This window comes from Rhizobacter sp. P2_H3 (assembly GCF_056403355.1).
Genome location: NZ_JBFUFQ010000119.1, coordinates 1 through 17,244, shown reverse-complemented (window position 1 = coordinate 17,244; position 17,244 = coordinate 1). Strand labels below are relative to the sequence as shown.

Sequence of the window (17,244 nt, the reverse complement as noted above, 5' to 3'; positions counted from 1 at the left end):
CGCCAGGGGCGCCAAGGCCCGGGACCTCACCCGACGTGCGATGCAGTGCCATGTGTCGTCTCCCCGCGCGCCAGTATGCAACCGGGCCGGGCCGGTGGGCCGCTGGCTGGCGGCCGGCGTCGTCCGGTCGCTTCATTTCGGGACATACGTACACTGGTGGATTGCCAGTCCACAACGATCCGATGACCATCCTGTTGGCCCCGATGGAGGGGTTGCTCGATTTCACGCTGCGTGACGTGCTCACCCGCGCCGGCGGCATCGACCGTTGCGTCTCCGAGTTCATCCGCGTCACCGGCACCTTGCTGCCGGAGCGCGTGTTCCTGCGCATCGTTCCGGAATTGCGCCATGGCGGGCGCACGCCGAGTGGCGTGCCGGTCAGCGCGCAGCTGCTGGGTTCCGATCCGGGCTGCCTGGCCGAGAACGCGGCGCGCCTGGCGTCGCTGGGGCCGGCTGGCATCGATCTCAATTTCGGCTGTCCGGCGAAGGTCGTGAACCGGCATGGCGGCGGCGCTGCGCTGCTGCAGGATCCGGAGCTGCTGGCACGCATCGTCGCCGCGGTGCGGCGCGCGGTGCCGATGGCGATGCCGGTGACGGCCAAGATGCGCCTCGGCTTCGACGACGACCTGCGGGCCGTGGAATGCGCACAGGCCATCGCGGGTGCCGGTGCGGCGGAACTGGTCGTGCATGCACGCACCAAGGCGCACGGCTACCGCCCCCCGGCCTATTGGGACCGCGTGCATGCGGTGCGCATGGCTGTGCCGATTCCGGTGATCGCGAACGGCGAGATCTGGACGGTGGCCGACGCGCATCGCTGTCGCGAGGTATCGGGATGCGATGCGCTGATGGTCGGCCGCGGCATGGTGGCCGACCCGGGACTGGCGCGTGCCATCGCGCGGCCGGGCAGTTCGCTCGGCTGGCCGCAGCTGCTGCCGCTGATGCTGCATTTCTGGCAGCTCGTGGGCGGGCATGTCGAGCCGCGTCATCGCGCCGGCCGCCTCAAGCAGTGGTTGAACTACCTGCGGCGGCGCCACCCGGAGGCCGAAGCGGCCTACCAGTCGGTGCGCACCGTCAATGACCCGCAACTGCTGGAGTTGCATCTGCAACAGTGGTGCGGTGCGAGTCATACAGCTTCACACGCGCGACACCAAGCGATTGCAGGCGTGCCCGCATAATGACCTGAACCATTTCGAGGATCCCGACTCGTGAAACGCCCGACCCGTGCCCTGCTGATCACCGCTCTCCTGCTCCCGTTGCTGCATGCCTGTGGCGGCAACAGCGAAGATGACCAGGGCTCCGTGCGCCTGATCAATGCCACCGCCGATTTCGCGCTGCTCGACGCCTACCGCGACGACAGCGTCATCATCGGCAGCGTGGCCGCCGCGTCCGGCAGCGGCTATGTGCACCTCGACAAGGACAGCTACACCTTCAAGATCGCCCAGACCGGCTCCGGCGTCACGGCGGCCAGCTTGTCGGGCTCGGTGTCGGCGGGCTCGCACTACGCGTTGCTGGCCTATGCGAGCGGGTCGGCATTGCAGGTCAGCTACCTGACTGAAGACGAAGGCGCGCCGAGCTCCGGCCAGGCCAAGCTGCGCTTCATGCACACCGCCGGCCTCGAAGCCGGCAACGTCGACGTGTACGTCGGCCAGGCGGCGTGCAATGCGCTGGGCTCCACCTCCATTGCGGCGGCCAGCGGGCTGTCGACCGCGACCTCGGCGACGGCACCGACCGCCTACACCGCGTTCAGCGCCGGCACCTACCACGTGTGCGTGACTGCTGCCGGCAGCAAGACCGACGTGCGGCTGGACATTCCGGCGTTGACGCTCAGCAACCAGCAGGTCGCCACGCTCGTGCTGACCCGCAGCGGCGGCGGCGTGCTGGTGAACGGGCTGCTGGTCAACCAGCAAGGTGCGGTGACCCCGAGCGCCAATCTGTCGACGCGCGTGCGCGTGGTGGCCAACACCCTGGTGGCGACCGACACGATCAACGTCGCGGTCAACGGCACGACCGTCGGCAGCAACCTCTCGCCGGCCTCGGTGGGCAGCTACCGCCTGGTGACGGCCGGCACCCTGAACGTCACGGTCAACGGCGCGGCCGTGGACGTCGGCACGGCGACAGCGCCTGCCGGCGGCGACCTGACGCTGCTCGTGACCGGCGACGTGGCGTCGCCCAAGCTCTCGGTGGTCACCGACGACAACACGCCGTCGACCAGCGCTTCCGAGCCGGTCAAGCTGCGCTTGGTCAATGCCGTCAACGGCCTGACGGGCAGCGTGACGCTGACGCTCGACAGCGACGTGATCGGCGACGACGTCGCGTTCGGCACTGCCTCGGCGCCGGCCACGGTGGCCACCAGCGCCGCATTGGCGACGATCGTGGCCAGCGCCGGGTCGAGCAAGCTCTGGCAGGCCACGGACCAGACGCTGACCACCGGCAAGGTCTACAGCGTCTTCCTGCTGGGCAACACGTCGACGGTGGGCACCTCCAGCCTGATGCGCGCCGACCGCTGAGGCGGTTCAGGGTTTCCCCCTCGGAGCACCACCGGCTCCCGGGGGGGCTCTTCGAAGGTCGATGGCGCTATAGTCGCTCGCATCCGGAGGGTGCGGCGATGTTGTTGCAGCGCGCGTTCAGGGCCGTCGATGTCTTGATGGTCGAAGACAACCCGGGCGATGTTCGTCTGACACGCGAAGCGCTGCGCCGCAACGGGCATGACCTGCGGCTGCACCATGCCGAGGACGGCATCTCGGCGATGCGGTTCCTGCATCGCGACACCCCTTACGAAGCGGCACCGCGGCCCGACCTCATCCTGCTCGACCTGAACCTGCCGTTGATGGGTGGTCGAGACGTGCTCGCCGCCATCAAGTCCGATGCGTCGCTGCGGTCCATCCCGGTGATCGTGCTGAGCACCTCGCAGTCGGACGACGACGTGTCCCGTGCGTACGACCTGCAGGCGAACTGCTTCATCAGCAAGCCCGCCGATCTGCACGAGTTCAACCAGGTGATCCACAGCATCGAGCGCTTCTGGCTGCAGACGGTGAGCCTCACCGGTCGCGGGGGTGTGGCGTGAACGGCCAGCGTCGTGTCCTGCTGATCGAGGACAGCGCGGGCGATGCACGCCTGATCAGGCACATGCTCTCGCAATCGCGGACCGACGAGTTCACGCTGGCCTGGTGCGAAAGCCTGGATGCGGGTGTGCAGGCGCTGGCGGAGCAGCACTTCGACGTGCTGTTGCTCGACCTCGGCCTTCCCGGAACCTGGGGTCTCGACACGATGCGCCAATTGCTTGCGCAGCCGGTGAAGGTGCCGGCCCTGGTGGTGATGAGCGGGCTCACCGACGAGGCGGTCGCGCTCGAGGCGATCCGCACCGGTGCGCAGGACTACCTGGTGAAGGGCGAGGTGACCGCGGACCTGCTGTCGAGGGCGATCCGCTATGCGATCGGGCGGCGCCAGGCAGAGGACATGGTCCTGGCCCATACCGCCGAATTGGTGATTGCGCGGGATCGGGCGGAGGTGGCCAACCGGGCGAAGAGCGCGTTCCTCGCGGCGATGAGCCACGACCTGAGAACGCCGCTCAACGGCGTGCTGGGCTTCGCGCAACTGCTGCAACGGGACAGGAACCTGACGCAGCGGCAGCAGGCGGGCGTGAATGCCATCCGGCAGAGCGGCGAACACCTGCTGACCTTGATCAACGACATCCTCGATCTCGCGAAGATCGAGGCCGGCAAGTTCGAGCTGTGTCCGACGGTGTTCGATCTCCCGCGCTACCTCGACGGCCTGGTCGAGTTGATGGGCGTCAGGGCCAGGCAGAAGCCCGCGTTGCAGCTGGGTGCGGAGCTGTCCGCCGACCTGCCGGAGACCTTCCGGGCCGACGAGAAGCGGCTGCGGCAGGTGTTGCTGAACCTGCTCGACAACGCCGTCAAGTTCACCGAGCGCGGCACGGTGACATTGCGGGTGCGGACCGGCGGCTCGAACGCGCTGCGCTTCGAAGTGCAGGACAGCGGCGCCGGCATGGATGCCGCGCAGCTGTCACGGCTGTTCCAACCGTTCGAGCAGGTGGGTGGGCTCGAGGACCGAAACCGCGGTACCGGCCTGGGCCTGGCGATCAGCCGGCAGTTCGTGCGGCTGATGGGCAGCGAGATCCACGTTCAGAGCGCGAAGGGCGAAGGCACGCGCTTCTGGTTCGACCTGGCGCTGGAGCCTGCTGCGCAGGAGAGCCCGTCCGCACCGCCATCGGCACCTGGCTGCGTGATCGGCTATGCCGGGGTGCGGCGCAGGATCCTGGTGGTGGACGACGTGGTGACCAACCGCGTCTTGTTGCTCGACATGCTGGGCGGCCTGGGCTTCGAGCTGTGCGAGGCCGGTGACGGCACCGAGGCGTTGTCCGTGCTCGCCAGCAGCAAGCCGGACCTGATCCTGCTCGACATCCGGATGCCCCGCCTCGGAGGCCTTGAAACCCTGGGCCTCCTGCGGCAGACCCATGCGCAGCTGCCGGTGATCGCGATCTCGGCAGGGGCGATGGTGGACGACAAGGAAAGGAGCCTGTCGGCCGGTGCCAACGCGTTCCTGACGAAGCCGATCAACCTGCAGGCGCTGCTGGACCAGATGGGCGCACTGCTCGACCTGGAATGGGTCGAGGAGACCCGTGCGCCGCCACCGGTCCCGGGCGCAACCACGAACTAGCGCAGGATGTTCTGCGTGCGAGCGACGGCCTCGGTCCGGTTGCGCACGTTCATCACCTTGAAGATGCGCGACAGGTAGTTGCGCACGGTGTTCGGCGAGATGTTCAGCTCGGTCGAGATGCGCTTGTTGGGCATGCCCTGGCAGACGCACTTCAGCACGGCTGCTTCGCGAGGCGCGAGGTCATAGGCGGCAGCGAGGTTCTCTTCCGCATAGGTCTGCTCGCTGGCCTCGATCTCGGACGTGCCGGCGACATGCGTCATCTCGTCTTCGGTCGGCATGTACTTGTTGCCGCCCAGCAGCGAGGTCACCGCCTGCAGGATGTCGGCAGCCGAGCGCGACTTGGGAATGAACCCGGAGACGCCCACGGCCACGGCACTCGACACGAAGCGTCGCGTCGTGTGCGTCGAGAACACGGCGATCGGCGGGCAGGCCGGAAGCTTCCTGAGGAACACCACGCCATTCAGGCTGGGCCCGATGGGCGACGAGATGCCGAGCAGCACCAGGTCGACGGTCTCGTTCGAAAGGATGTTGCGTGCCGTCTGGAAATCGCCTGCGGCCAACGTGATCACCGGCCGCTCGAGCTTGTTCAGCAACAGGCTCACGGCGTCTCTGACGATCTCGTGGTCATCGACGATCAGAATCCTTGCTATTCCACTACTGCTTGTCATACCTGCCTCGATGTTGAAAAGATGAGAGTCCGGTCCCTGGATCTTGGTGTGATGCCACTTCGCGGCGGCGTCATCTTTTGAAGTCAGGCTGCTTGAGCCCTGACACCGATGTTGGATCTGCCATGTGCAGGCAGCATGGGTGATTCGTGCATCTTGTCTGCACATCCTGCGATGGGTGTCTCTGGATGCTTGTGCGATGTGCCTGTTGCTTGCTCGCGAAGCACGGACAGCAAGGTCGTGGCGCTGGTGTCAGTCTTGTGGCGCGAGCCGGTGTGCTCGTGCGCCTTGCCCGCCTGCCGTGCGCGGAGAATGTCTTCACGGCGCCGGGCCAGGGCCAGCTCGCTTTGCAGCAGATCGATCTGGCTGTTCGCGTGCTGGAGGAATTCGCGGGTGGCAGCCCGCTGGGCGACGAACTGGCGCCTCAGCACGGACAGTCGCTTGTCGAAGCAGCGATGCGCCTGCCACCACACGGCGATCAGTGTCGGGAGGAGCAGCCATGTCGCAGGCAGCGTTGCAAGGCTGGCCAGGGGGCTCGGAGAAAAGTCCATGGTCTTTCCCGTTCGGTGAGACGGTCGCTGGGGTTCAGTGACCTGTCAGGTTGCTGTCTTGGGTGTCGTCATGATCTCGATCGCAGCGGCGTTTGGCTATGGACAAATGCCGCGTCAGGTGCAGGCCAAAGTCAACAAATGCCAACTGCAATCGGTCACTGAAATGCACAAGAGTCAGGTTGAACTATTGAGCGATTTGACTCCGACCTCGATGCACCCTTTGTCAACAATTGACAAGTGACAGGTGTCCGTTTGGCGTCCGTTTGGCAGCGGCTCGGACAGGTCAGGTGTCGTCGCGCATCGCGCTGCGGACCAGCTGCAGCGCCGCCTTGGACTGGAACTGCTCAGCCAGCCGCTGCAGGCGCAGCGCGAAGGGGCGGCACGATGGCGAGGTCGCCGCCAGCTCGGCGGCTTGCTTCGCGAGGTCCTGCATGTTGCCGAACTGGGCCAGCTGCAGCAGCACCTCGAGTTGGACCCGATCGGGCAACAGGTCGGATGCGGGGTCGCGGGGCGCCTCATCCGACGCGGCCTCGCGGGCGCTGTCCCATTCCACCCACTCCAGCTGCAGCAGGCGGCCGATGGCGTTGATCAAGGCGGTCAGCGTGAACGGCTTGGGCAGGAAGGCATCGGCTCCGACATCCAGCGTGTGCCGGTGGTCGGTGGCCGAGGCACTTGCCGAGATGGCGACGATGCGCACGTCGCGCAGCATCGGCATCTCGCGAAGGCGCCGGGTGGTCTCGAAGCCATCCATCACCGGCATCACGCTGTCCATCAGGATCAGGTCCGGCCGATGCTCCAGCGCGACCTGCAGACCGGCGGCCCCATCCGGCGCTTCGAGCGTGTCGAAGCCGAGCGATCGCAGGAACGTGATCAACGGCCGGCGGTTGGCTTCGGTGTCGTCGATGACCAGCACCTTGCGGGGCGGCCCGCGGTAGCCGGCGATGGTCTGCACCTGGCGCTCCGTGGCGGCGACTGTCGTGAGGTTCGTGCTCGCCAGCGGCAGGTCGAGTTCGAAGCAGAAATGGCTGCCATGCCCGATCCGGCTGCTGACGACGATGTCGCTGCCCATCAGCGCCACCAGCTGGCGGCTGATCGCCAGGCCCAGCCCGGTGCCTCCGAAGCGGCGCTGCACGTCGGCGGCCTGTTCGAAGGGCCGGAAGATGGCGCCGAGCTTGTCCGGGTCGATGCCGATGCCGGTGTCGTGCACCTCGAAACGCAGGCGCACTTCGCGCGCCGTGCGCTGCGCCTCGTGGATCACCAGGCTGACTTCGCCGTCGTCGGTGAACTTGACCGCGTTGCTGAGCAGGTTCAGCAGGATCTGGCGCAGCCGCGTGCTGTCGACGGACACGATGGTGCCTTCGGCGCTGTGGTCCTCGAACCGGAACTTCAGTTCCTTTTCCTTGACGCGGATGCGGATGATGTCGGTGATGGCGCCGAGGAAGGTCTTCAGCATCACCGGCTCGGGGAAGAGTTCGAGCCGGCCGGCTTCGATGCGCGAGAGGTCGAGCAGGTCGTTGATGAGCAGCAGCAGGTGCTCCGCGCTCTGCTGGATGGTCCGCACGCCCTGCAGTTGCTCCTTGTCCAGCCGGATGTCGATCTGGAACAGCTGTGCGTAGCTCATGATCGCGTTCAGCGGCGTGCGCAGCTCATGGCTCATGTTGGCGAGAAAGCTGCTCTTGGCCCGGTTGGCGACTTCGGCCGATTCCTTGGCGGAACGCAATTCGGCCGTGCGCTCGCGCACGGTGATCTCGAGGTTCGTCTGGTTGAGCTGGAGCTGCCCGAGCATCGCGTTGAACTGCTCGACGAGGTCACCCAGCTCGTCCTGGCTGCGCCGCGTGACGCGCCGGGGCGGCAAGCCCTGGTGGATGTCCCGTGCCACGCGGGCCAGGTCCTCGATCTGGGAGAGGCTGGCATGCAGCAGCACGGTCGCGAAGACCAGCCCGATCGCGAGCGAGGTACCGAGCGCGCTCAGCAGCGGCAGCGACTGCCGCTGCCATTGCGACACGGCCGAGGGCGAGGTGCCGAACAGCCGGAGCTCGCCGGTGCGCGTGCCGTCCAGCATCACGTCCAGCGAGACCGTCAGCGTCACGCCATCCGCGCCGTGGTCCGCCTGCGGTGAGGTGTAGGCGGCGACCAGCCGGCCCCGGGAGTCGAAGAGCTCGGCGCGGTTGGCCGAGGTCTGGCCGCGCAGCGCCGCCAGCGTCTCGCCGGCCGCGGCTGCATTGCCGAACGCCAGCGCCGCGGCCGTGCCTTCGGCCATCACGGCGGCCAGCGCCTGCATCTGCTGGCGCGCGGCCAGTTGCTGTTCGGCGATCTGCCGCCCGACCTGCCAGCTTCCGAGCGCCAGCAGCCCGCAGGCGAGGCTCACCGCGAGCAGCAGGACCGTCTTGCGGCGCAGCGGCAGGTGCTGCCGGCCGAACCAGCGCGAGGCGAGGGCCAGCACGTTCTTCGAGAGGCGCTGCAGTCGCTGCATCACGGCGCCTTGTCCTGGTTGACGGTGCGGGCGAGTCGCAGCAGTTGCGGCGAAAGCACCAGCTGGGTGCGTTCGGCCTGCGTCAGGTTGATGTCGAACTGCATGCGCTGGTCGCCTGCGAACAGGCGGATCGTGCCGCCGCTGCGCAGGAAGGCCGGATCGTCACCGACCGTCAGGACCGGCAGCGATGCGGCCGCCTGCAGCAGCGCGTTGCGGCTTTCCGTCGTGCTGGCGACGTACAGCAGGTCGCAGCGCGCGACATCGGCCGCGCCGGGCCCGATGCGACGCAGCCGCACCGGCCGGCCGCGCACCATCGTGCCATCGGCCGACGAGAACGCTCCGTACAGCGAATCGCCGGCCGACACGCACAGCCGGAACGCGTCTGCCGGCGCGCTGTCGGGCCAGGTGACGTAGCGCGCGAAGTTCAGCGTGAAGGCCACCCGGATCGGGTCGATCTGCGCCGTGTCGACCTGGGCCGATGTGACGCACAGGGACACGGCACACAGGATGGCGACGAGGCCGCGCCGCAGGGTCTGCGTCGTTGTTCCGGGAGCGGCGGCGTGTTTCAGTGGGCTTCCTGGCAGGGCGGCATCGAAGACGACCGGGGGAGATCATCTTGCCATGGGGCGCGAAGAGGCCAGGCCGGTGCCGCCGGTCATGGCGTGGCAAGGCTGTTCCCTTGCGATGCGAGCGTGAAATGGAAGGTCGTGCCTTCGCCCGGCAGCGAGCTCACCCAGATGCGCCCGCCGTGGCGTTCGACGATCTTCTTGCACAGCGTGAGCCCGATGCCGGTGCCGTCGTAGCGCGAGCGGCTGTGCAGTCGCTGGAACAGCACGAAGACCCGCTCGAAGTGGGCCGGCGCGATGCCGATGCCGTTGTCGCTGATGCTGAACTGCCACCCGTCCCCTTCGCGCCGGACTCCCACGTGCACCCGTGGGCCCGGACCGTTGCGGAACTTGATCGCATTGCCGATCAGGTTCTGGAACAGCTGCACCAGCTGCGTCTGGTCGGCCGCCACGGCCGGCAGTTCGTCGCATGTCACGCTGGCCTGGCTCTCCTGGATGGCGACGTGCAGGTTGCGCAGCGCCAGCTTCAGCACCTCGGCGCAGTCGGTCTGCTGCAGCGGCCGTTCCTTGCTGACGAGGCGCGAGTAGTGGAGCAGGTCGTTGATGAGCTTCTGCAGGCGCTTCGCGCCGTCCACCGCATAGCCGATGAACTCCCGGCCGTCGTCGTCGAGCCGGTCCTGGTAGCGCTCCTCGACCAGCTGCAGGTAGCTCGCGATCATCCGCAACGGCTCCTGCAGGTCGTGCGAGGCCACGTAGGCCAGCTGCTCCAGCTCGGAGTTCGAGCGCTGCAGTGCGGCCTGCGTGCGCTCGTGCGCCGCGATCTCCTCGCGCAGGCTGGCATTGCGGGCCTCGACGCGGCGCTGCAGCTGGTGCAGCGTCAGGTGCAGGCGCATGCGGGCGATGACTTCGGCGACGTCCAGCGGCTTGGTCACGTAGTCGACGGCGCCGACCGAGAACCCGGTGAGCTTGTCGGGGGTCTCCGCCAGCGCCGTCATGAAGATCACCGGCACGTGGCTCGACGCCGCGGAGGCCTTCAGGCGGCGGCAGGTCTCGAAGCCGTCGAGCCCGGGCATCATCACGTCGAGCAGGATCAGGTCCGGGTGGACCAGGGCGGCGCGTTCGATCGCATCCTCGCCGTCCTGCGCCACGGCGACACGGTAGCCATGGTGCGTGAGGAAGCGTGCGGCGGCTTCCAGGTTCGCCGGCAGGTCGTCGACGACGAGGATCGTCTGCGGGGTACCCGAGGGCGGTTCATCCGCGTCGTGCGGCAGGGTCGGCGTGCGCGGCGCTTCTTGCAAGGTGGTGGGGGTCACGGCGCGGCTCCCGAAGTGGCGGCGTTGGTGTGTGCATCGACGCGTTCGTCGATGCGGAAGGTCTCCACATGCAGGCGCAGCGCGTCCGACGAGGCACGCAGCGAGCGTACCGCCTCGGCCGTCTGGTCGATGCGGTCGGTGCTCTGGCGCGCGCCTTGTTCCAGCGATACCAGCGCGGTGTCGACATGGCCGATGCAGCGGTTCTGCTCGTCGGCGGCGTTCGAGATGGACCCGAGCAAGCCGGTCAGCTGCTGCGCATTGGCCACCAGCTCGTTCATCTTGAGGCTCGCCTCGCTGCTGATGCGCGTGCTGCTCTCGACCCGCTGCACGTTGGTGTCGATCAGGCCGCGGATCTCGCGCGCGGCCGATGCCGAGCGGTCGGCCAGCGTGCGCACCTCGGCCGCCACGACGCCGAATCCCTTGCCGGCGCTTCCGGCGCGGGCCGCCTCGACGGCCGCGTTCAGCGCCAGCAGGTTGGTCTGGAAGGCGATCGTGTCGACGACGCGCGTCACGTCGGCGATCGTGGCCGACAGCTCGCGCAGCTCCGCCATGGTCTGCACCTGGCTGCGCACCGCATGCTGGCCGGCGTGGGCGGCCTGCACGTTCGCGTCGCACAGGCGGGCGGCCGTATCGACCACGCTGCGGGTGTGCCCCGCGGCCTGCGAGATCCGCTGCATCGCGTGCGCGCATTGCTGCATGTGGCCGCGCGATGCCTCGTTGCCGGCCACCAGCTGGCGGGCGTGCCCGTCGAGGTTCGCGCTCGCGTCGAGCACGTGGCCGCTCACCTGCCGCACGTCGCCGACGATGCCGGAGAACGATTGCTGCAAGGCCTTCGCCGCGACGATCAGCCGCGCCGCTTCGTCGCGCCCCCAGGCGGTCGGCGAGCCGGTCAGGTCGCCGTGTTGCATGCGCGCCATGTGGCGGGCGACCACCTCGAGCCCGCCCTGGGTGGCCTGGCGGAACGACCAGAACAGGTACGCGGCGAGCAACAGGCTGCCCAGCAGCATCGAGATCACGGTGTTGCGGCGCACGCCCGTGTCGTGCAGGCGCTGCTGCAGCAGCCGTTCGGTGGTGGACAGCGCCCGTGCGTTCAGCGCCCAGAAACCTTCGAACGCGCGCGTGCCGGCGGCCTTGAAGCGCGACACGTCGCCCTTGACGCTGCTGCCCAGCAGGTAGCGGCGCGACAGCCCGCGCAGCTCGGCGGCGGCGGGCACGCCCTTGTCGAGCCCGAGTTCCGCACGCAGCGGCTCGCTCAGCTTGAAGGCCTTGTCGAGGTGGTCGCCGGCCTGCGCCTCCAGGTACTCCATCACCGGCAGCGCATCGGACAGCAGGCGCTGCTGCGGCGCCGAGATCTCGCCGGCCGAGAGCGCCTGCTCGCCCAGCGACATCGCCTGGCCGATCCGGTCGGCCAGCTCGGGAATGGCAGCGACCGCACCGGCCACGAGGCGGCCGGTCGTCAGGTCCGGGTCCTGGGACAGGCTGGACTGCTCCATCACGACGCGCAGCAGCGCCTGCTGGTCGGCGACGATCTGCGTGTAGCGCTCGTACAGTTCGGTCGGGTCCGCGCCGCGCGACGGCACGGCCGGCAACTCCGCGGCGAGGGCCTGGAACGGTGCGGCGGCGTCGAAGACCGGCTCGAGCGACCGGTGCGTGGCCTGCAGCCGGGCGAACAGTTGCCGGTAGTCCGCCTGGTCCTTCGGCCAGCTGCTCGCCGCGTCGAGCCCGGCGGCCTGCATCGCGCGCTGGCGCTGGCCTTGCGTGAAGCGCACCAGCGGCAGCGCGTCGCGCAGGTAGCGCACGCCCTGCAGCTCGCGCTCGATGGCGGCCGCCGCGGCCGCCATGTCGCGCAGGCAGACGGTGCCGAGCATCGTGATCGGCACCATGAACACCGCCGAGATCATCAAGGCCTTGATGTTGAACGACAGGTGGCGGAACAGGCGGACGCCGGGCGCCCAGATGCCGTGGTAGCGGAAGAACTCGAACAGCCGGTCGCCGGGCGGACCACTGTCCATCGACACGCCGTGCTCGGCGGGGCGGACGGGCGTTGACAGGCCGTCGGCGGCGGGTGTCGCGGATGTCATGGGTGCTGCTTTCTGTTCCAAAGGATCACTCGTCGGAACGTTTTAGTCACCGACTGATGACAAATATCGCCGCCCGCGGCCATTTGGTGAACGCCTCATTTGTCAACGAATGACAACTGTCGGGGCCCTTGGCCCTGCTCGCCGGCCGGTTGGCAATTGTTGACAAAGCAGGGGTCCGTTTGGCGCGCACGGCGACGAAATCAGGTCCACATTCCCGTCGCACGTTGTTGCCCCAAAAGAAAGGAATTCGCCATGAACTGGATGCGTCCATGGGCCCTGGCCCTCTGTCTGTCGACCCTGGGATGGAGCGCTGCCCCGGCGGCCGACGACCCGCTGGCGGCGACGCCGCAGGATCGGCAGTGGCTGTTGCCTGCGGTGCCGCCGCACCCGGACGACAACGCGCCGACCGCCGCGCGCGTCGAGCTCGGCAAGATGCTGTTCTTCGATGCCCGCCTGTCCTCCGAGCGCAACCTGTCGTGCGCCGGTTGCCACAGCCCGCTGTACGGCTGGTCCGATGGCCTCGGCACCGCCAAGGGCTTCCGCAGCAAGGTGCTGGGACGGGCGTCGCCGACCATCGTCAACAGCGGCTACAACACCATCCAGATGTGGGACGGCCGCCGCGCGACGCTCGAGCACCAGGCGATGGGGCCGATGGAGTCGATGGACGAGATGGCGATGAACCTCGATGCGCTGTTCGCGTGGCTGGCCGTCAACCCGGGCTACAAGTCCGCCTTCGCGGCCGCCTACCCGGGCGAGGCGATCGACAAGACGACGACTTCGAAGGCGATCGCGGCCTTCGAGCGCACCGTGGTCAGCAGTGACTCGCCGTTCGACCGCTGGCTGCGCGGGGACCGCCAGGCGATGACGGCGCAGCAGGTGAAGGGCTTCCGCCTGTTCGCCGATCCGGCCAAGGGCAACTGCGCCGGCTGCCACCAGGCCCCCAACTTCACCGACAACGGATTCCACAACATCGGCCTGACCTCCTACGGCCAGGCGAACCCGGACGTCGGCCGCTTCGCGATCAAGCCGGTGCCGTCACTGAAGGGCGCGTTCAAGACGCCGACGTTGCGCGACGTGGCCCTGACCGCTCCCTACTTCCACGACGGTTCGGCGGCGACGCTGATGGACGTCGTGGCGCACTACAACCGGGGTGGCGAGGTGCRCACCAACCTGTCGGCGAGCGTCAAGCCGCTGTCGCTGTCGAACGACGAGATGCGCGACATCGTCGCCTTCATGGAGGCGCTGACGACGCCGGCCAGGCCGTTCACGCTGCCGACGCTGCCGGCCAACTGAGCCCCCGAGGAGTCTTCCATGCAGTTCCATCCCCAGCCCGCCATCGGTTCGCTCGTCGTGGCGGCCGCCTGCCTTTTCACCGGCCTGCCGGCCGGTGCCGCCGAGCACGTGCTGGCGCAGAAGGGCAAGGCGTTCTCCGTGAAGAAGCTCCAGGTGAAGGTCGGCGACACGGTCAAGTTCGTCAACGAGGATCCGTTCGCGCACAACGTGTTCTCGTTGTCCGACGCGAAGAGCTTCGACCTCGGCTCGTTCGGCCAGGGCGGCTCGAAGACGGTCACGCTCGACAAGCCCGGCACGGTGGAGGTCGAGTGCGCGGTTCACCCGGACATGCGCATGGTGATCGAGGTCGGCAAGTGAAGCCGCACGACAGCCGCGCCCTGTGGATCGGCGCGCTGATCGTCGCGTGCCTGCTGAGCTGGGCCAGCGGCGTGCAGGCCCAGCCGCTGCCGCGCGACAGCCGCGACGCCTCGGTGTTCCGCGGCGGGCTGGTGTTCGCGAACTACTGTGTCACCTGCCACGGCATCAACGCCGACGGCAACGGCCGTGCCGCCCGCCTGTACGACCCGCGGCCGGCCAACCTGCGCACCACCGACAAGAACGATGCGTACCTCGGGCTGATCGTCAAGCTGGGCGGGCAGGCGCTGGGCCGATCGCCGTTCATGCCGCCGTGGGGCGCCGAGCTCACCGAGGAACAGATGCGCGACCTCGTCGCCTACGTGCGCTCGCTGAACCTGCGGGCGGACGCGGCGCCGTAGCTCTTCGGCCCGGTTCGTCAGCCGTGCGCCCAGAACACCGCGAACCAGCCCTGCGGATCGGTCCAGTGCTGCATCTGGCGAAAGCCCGATTCGCGCAGCAGCGCCTCGAAGCTCGCCACCGTGTACTTGTACGAGCTCTCGGTGTGGATGCGCTCGCCGGCCGCGAAGTGCCGGGAGTGCCCGGGCCAGCGCACGTCGAGCTCGCGCACGGCCTGCAGGTGCATCTCGATGCGCGACAGCCCGGTGTCGAAGCGCGCCACGTGCTGCCAGTCGGGCAGCGCGAAGTCGGTGCCGATGCGTCGGTTCAGGTGCGGCAGCAGGTTGCGGTTGAACGCCGCGGTGACGCCCAGTGCATCGTCGTAGGCCGACTCCAGCAGATGGGTCGGCTTCACCAGGTCGACGCCGATCAGCATGCCGCCGCCGCGCGCCTGCTCGCGGGCACTGGCCAGCAGCCGCGACGCCTGCTCGGGCGTGAAGTTGCCGATGCTCGAGCCGGGGTAGAAGAACACGGGCCGTTCGCGCAGCAGCTCGTTCGGCAGCACCAGCGCATTGGCGAAATCCATGCCCAGGCCGGTGACGTTCAGTGCCGGGTGCGCGCGCTGCACGCCGGCCAGCGCCTCGCGCAGGAAATCGACCGAGATGTCGATCGCGACATAGCGCGACGGCCTGAACTCGGGGAACAGCCGCACCGCCTTCGCGCAGTTGCCGGCGCCCAGGTCGATCAGCGTCATGCCGCGGCCGATCGCCTCGGCCATTTCGCCGGCGTGCAGGTCGAAGATGGCGGCCTCGGTGCGCGTCGGGTAGTACTCCGGCAGCTCGGTGATCGCCTCGAACAGGTGCGAGCCCAGGCTGTCGTAGAAGTACTTGGGCGCGACTTCGGCGCGCGCCTTCAGCAGCCCGGCCGTCACTTCGGCCAGCGTGGCCGTCTCGGGCGGCAGCTTGTTCTGCATGAACTGCGGCTGCAGCGACGCCGCCGGGCGGCCGGGCAGGCCGACGAGCGTGGGGCGCCGGCTCGAGCCGGCGGGGGAGGTGTCTCGGGTGCCAGTGGGGATGCCAGTGGTATTGCGCAATGCCAACAACGGGTCCATGCAGGTCTCCTCAGAGTGGGGGCATCTTGCCGGATGCCGGTCAACGTTGTCGACCGAGGGACGTAGGACTTACAGCCGTCGAGGTGTAGGAATCCGGCGCCCGGGACGGGCGCGCGGCGCAGCCATAATCCCCGCCGGGCCCTTGCCCGTGTGAAGCCCGTGAACATCCACCCGGAAAGCGCCCTCGATGCAGATCGGTTTTTCCATCAACGAAGTGCTGTGCCTGCTGAGCCTGGCCAGCGGCGCCTGCTGGTTCGCCTGGCGCCGCCGCCTCGCCCGTCTTCCGGCTGACCTGCCCGCCCCGGTGCGCAAGCCGCTGTGGGTCAGCTTCGGCGCCGAGCTGTTCTTCGTGGTGGCGCTGATGTTCACCTGCCGCGTCGCGGTGGCCGACTGGCCGAAGGTGCCGTCCGGTTCGATGGAGCCGACGCTGCGTGTCGGCGACTACCTGCTCGTCAACCACCTGGCGTACGGCCCGCGCCTGCCGTTCACCAACACCGCGATCGAGTTCGGCAAGCCGCAGCGCGGCGATGTCGTCGTGTTCCGCTTCCCGCGCAACGTCTCCGAGTTCTACGTGAAGCGGCTGATCGGCATGCCCGGTGACCTGGTGCGCTTCCAGGACGGCGCGGTCAGCATCAACGGCGCGCCGTTCGAGGTCGAGCCGGTCAGCGACGGCAGCGAACCCGGCGTGCGCGATGAAGACCGCGGGCAGTGGCTGCAGAAGGAATCGCTGCCCGGCCGCGACCACCTGATCAAGGTCAACCCGTTCGTGCTCGGCAGCATGGCGCTCGACCTGCAGCAGCCCGAGCTCGGCCAGCACTGCGTCAACGAGCGCCGCGGCGCGTGGCACTGCACGGTGCCGGCCGGCCAGTACCTGATGCTGGGCGACAACCGCGACAACTCGGAAGACTCGCGCCGCTGGGGCTTCCTGCCGCACGCCGAGGTCTACGGCAAGGCGGTGCGCGTGCTGTTCAACCTCTCCGACATGTCGCGTTTCTGGACACCGCTGTGAGCACTGCATCTTCCACCGACCTGCAAGGCAAGCGCATCGTGCTCGGCCTGACCGGCGGCATCGCCTGCTACAAGGCCGCCGAGCTGACGCGCGCGCTGGTGAAGGCCGGCGCCTCGGTGCAGGTCGTGATGACCGAGGCGGCCGAGCAGTTCATCACGCCGGTCACGATGCAGGCCTTGTCGACCCGCCCGGTGTTCACCAGCCAGTGGGATGCGCGCGAGGCCAACAACATGGCCCACATCAACCTGACGCGCGAGGCCGATGCGGTGCTGATCGCGCCGGCCAGCGCCGATTTCATCGCGCGGCTGGTGCAGGGGCGCGCCGACGACCTGCTGAGCCTGCTGTGCCTCGCACGGCCGATCGAACGCTGCCCGCTGCTGGTGGCGCCGGCGATGAACCGCGAGATGTGGGCGCACCCGGCCACGCAGCGCAACATCGCACAGCTGCGCGCCGACGGCGCCACCGTGCTCGGCCCCGGCAACGGCGACCAGGCCTGCGGCGAGATCGGCGACGGCCGCATGCTCGAGCCGCTGGAGCTGCTGGAGGACGTGGTGTCGTTCTTCGCGCCGAAGCGGCTGGCTGGACAGCGCCTGCTGATCACCGCCGGGCCGACCTTCGAGCCGATCGATCCGGTGCGCGGCATCACCAACCGCTCCAGCGGCAAGATGGGCTTCGCGATCGCCCGTGCGGCACACGAGGCGGGCGCCGAGGTGACGCTGGTGGCCGGCCCGGTGCACCTGCCGACGCCGCGCGGCGTGCGCCGCATCGACGTGCAG

At 68.5% G+C, this 17,244-nt stretch carries 17 protein-coding genes; 10 read left to right on the top strand and 7 right to left on the bottom strand.

The annotated features are described in order from the left end of the window. Positions 1-182: 182 nt before the first annotated feature. The 4 genes from AC1D1T_RS20080 to AC1D1T_RS20065 all read left to right on the top strand — a co-directional run bounded on the left by AC1D1T_RS20080 (position 183) and on the right by AC1D1T_RS20065 (position 4,674). Positions 183-1,172, top strand: a complete 990-nt coding sequence (locus tag AC1D1T_RS20080; RefSeq protein ID WP_477841378.1) for a tRNA dihydrouridine synthase — start codon at positions 183-185, stop codon at positions 1,170-1,172. A 30-nt stretch (positions 1,173-1,202) separates the two neighbouring features. Then, positions 1,203-2,504, top strand: coding sequence for a DUF4397 domain-containing protein (locus tag AC1D1T_RS20075; RefSeq protein WP_477828314.1), 1,302 nt, complete (start codon positions 1,203-1,205; stop codon positions 2,502-2,504). Between the two features lie 98 nt (positions 2,505-2,602). Next, complete coding sequence (locus AC1D1T_RS20070) at positions 2,603-3,061, top strand: response regulator (RefSeq protein WP_477828313.1); 459 nt, start codon at positions 2,603-2,605, stop codon at positions 3,059-3,061. Beyond that, complete coding sequence (locus AC1D1T_RS20065) at positions 3,058-4,674, top strand: response regulator (protein ID WP_465113202.1); 1,617 nt, start codon at positions 3,058-3,060, stop codon at positions 4,672-4,674. Before AC1D1T_RS20070 ends, AC1D1T_RS20065 begins: the two co-directional genes overlap by 4 nt. On the opposite strand, the gene AC1D1T_RS20060 is transcribed toward AC1D1T_RS20065, so the two are convergent. Together AC1D1T_RS20060 and AC1D1T_RS20055 are read right to left on the bottom strand one after the other, a co-directional pair. Beyond that, positions 4,671-5,342: a LuxR C-terminal-related transcriptional regulator gene (locus AC1D1T_RS20060; protein WP_477992371.1), complete on the bottom strand. Its 672-nt coding sequence runs from the start codon at positions 5,340-5,342 to the stop codon at positions 4,671-4,673. The two genes, AC1D1T_RS20065 and AC1D1T_RS20060, sit on opposite strands and share 4 nt — an antisense overlap. Positions 5,343-5,425: 83 nt before the next feature. Beyond that, the gene (locus AC1D1T_RS20055; protein WP_477844244.1) at positions 5,426-5,890 is read right to left on the bottom strand and encodes a hypothetical protein; all 465 of its coding nucleotides are present in this window, start codon (positions 5,888-5,890) and stop codon (positions 5,426-5,428) included. Positions 5,891-5,960: 70 nt separating this feature from the next. On the opposite strand from AC1D1T_RS20055, the gene AC1D1T_RS20050 reads away from it, so the two are divergent. Further along, positions 5,961-6,131 (top strand): hypothetical protein, encoded by a 171-nt coding sequence (locus tag AC1D1T_RS20050; RefSeq protein ID WP_156155132.1) that lies wholly within the window; start codon positions 5,961-5,963, stop codon positions 6,129-6,131. Between the two features lie 42 nt (positions 6,132-6,173). On the opposite strand, the gene AC1D1T_RS20045 is transcribed toward AC1D1T_RS20050, so the two are convergent. From AC1D1T_RS20045 to AC1D1T_RS20030, 4 genes are all read right to left on the bottom strand, one after another. Then, on the bottom strand, positions 6,174-8,363 hold the full coding sequence (locus AC1D1T_RS20045) for an ATP-binding protein (RefSeq protein ID WP_477827136.1): 2,190 nt from the start codon (positions 8,361-8,363) through the stop codon (positions 6,174-6,176). Continuing rightward, entirely contained in the window at positions 8,363-8,860 is a 498-nt protein-coding gene (locus tag AC1D1T_RS20040; RefSeq protein ID WP_052213041.1) for a YfiR family protein, read from the bottom strand. The genes AC1D1T_RS20045 and AC1D1T_RS20040 overlap by 1 nt, the downstream gene beginning before the upstream one ends. 158 nt (positions 8,861-9,018) lie before the next feature. Further along, positions 9,019-10,242: a sensor histidine kinase gene (locus tag AC1D1T_RS20035; protein WP_477827135.1), complete on the bottom strand. Its 1,224-nt coding sequence runs from the start codon at positions 10,240-10,242 to the stop codon at positions 9,019-9,021. Then, positions 10,239-12,323 (bottom strand): methyl-accepting chemotaxis protein, encoded by a 2,085-nt coding sequence (locus tag AC1D1T_RS20030; RefSeq protein WP_477992370.1) that lies wholly within the window; start codon positions 12,321-12,323, stop codon positions 10,239-10,241. The genes AC1D1T_RS20035 and AC1D1T_RS20030 overlap by 4 nt, the downstream gene beginning before the upstream one ends. A gap of 252 nt (positions 12,324-12,575) precedes the next feature. Between AC1D1T_RS20030 and AC1D1T_RS20025 the strand changes: the two genes are divergently transcribed. From AC1D1T_RS20025 to AC1D1T_RS20015, 3 genes are read left to right on the top strand one after another with little or no spacing between them, the layout of a single operon-like run. Next, the gene (locus tag AC1D1T_RS20025) at positions 12,576-13,616 is read left to right on the top strand and encodes a cytochrome-c peroxidase (RefSeq protein WP_477992369.1); all 1,041 of its coding nucleotides are present in this window, start codon (positions 12,576-12,578) and stop codon (positions 13,614-13,616) included. An 18-nt stretch (positions 13,617-13,634) separates the two neighbouring features. Next, complete coding sequence (locus AC1D1T_RS20020; protein WP_047511445.1) at positions 13,635-13,973, top strand: cupredoxin domain-containing protein; 339 nt, start codon at positions 13,635-13,637, stop codon at positions 13,971-13,973. Next, positions 13,970-14,371, top strand: a complete 402-nt coding sequence (locus AC1D1T_RS20015) for a c-type cytochrome (protein ID WP_477829506.1) — start codon at positions 13,970-13,972, stop codon at positions 14,369-14,371. Before AC1D1T_RS20020 ends, AC1D1T_RS20015 begins: the two co-directional genes overlap by 4 nt. Before the next feature lie 17 nt (positions 14,372-14,388). Here the strand turns inward: AC1D1T_RS20015 and egtD are convergent, their stop codons facing one another. Next, positions 14,389-15,459 (bottom strand): L-histidine N(alpha)-methyltransferase, encoded by a 1,071-nt coding sequence (gene egtD / locus AC1D1T_RS20010; protein WP_477845232.1) that lies wholly within the window; start codon positions 15,457-15,459, stop codon positions 14,389-14,391. Positions 15,460-15,646: 187 nt separating this feature from the next. On the opposite strand from egtD, the gene lepB reads away from it, so the two are divergent. Continuing rightward, on the top strand, positions 15,647-16,468 hold the full coding sequence (lepB, locus tag AC1D1T_RS20005; protein ID WP_052213042.1) for a signal peptidase I: 822 nt from the start codon (positions 15,647-15,649) through the stop codon (positions 16,466-16,468). After that, positions 16,465-17,244: bifunctional phosphopantothenoylcysteine decarboxylase/phosphopantothenate--cysteine ligase CoaBC (coaBC, locus tag AC1D1T_RS20000; protein WP_477992368.1), on the top strand; the 780-nt coding region annotated here is incomplete at its 3' end. The genes lepB and coaBC, both read left to right, overlap by 4 nt.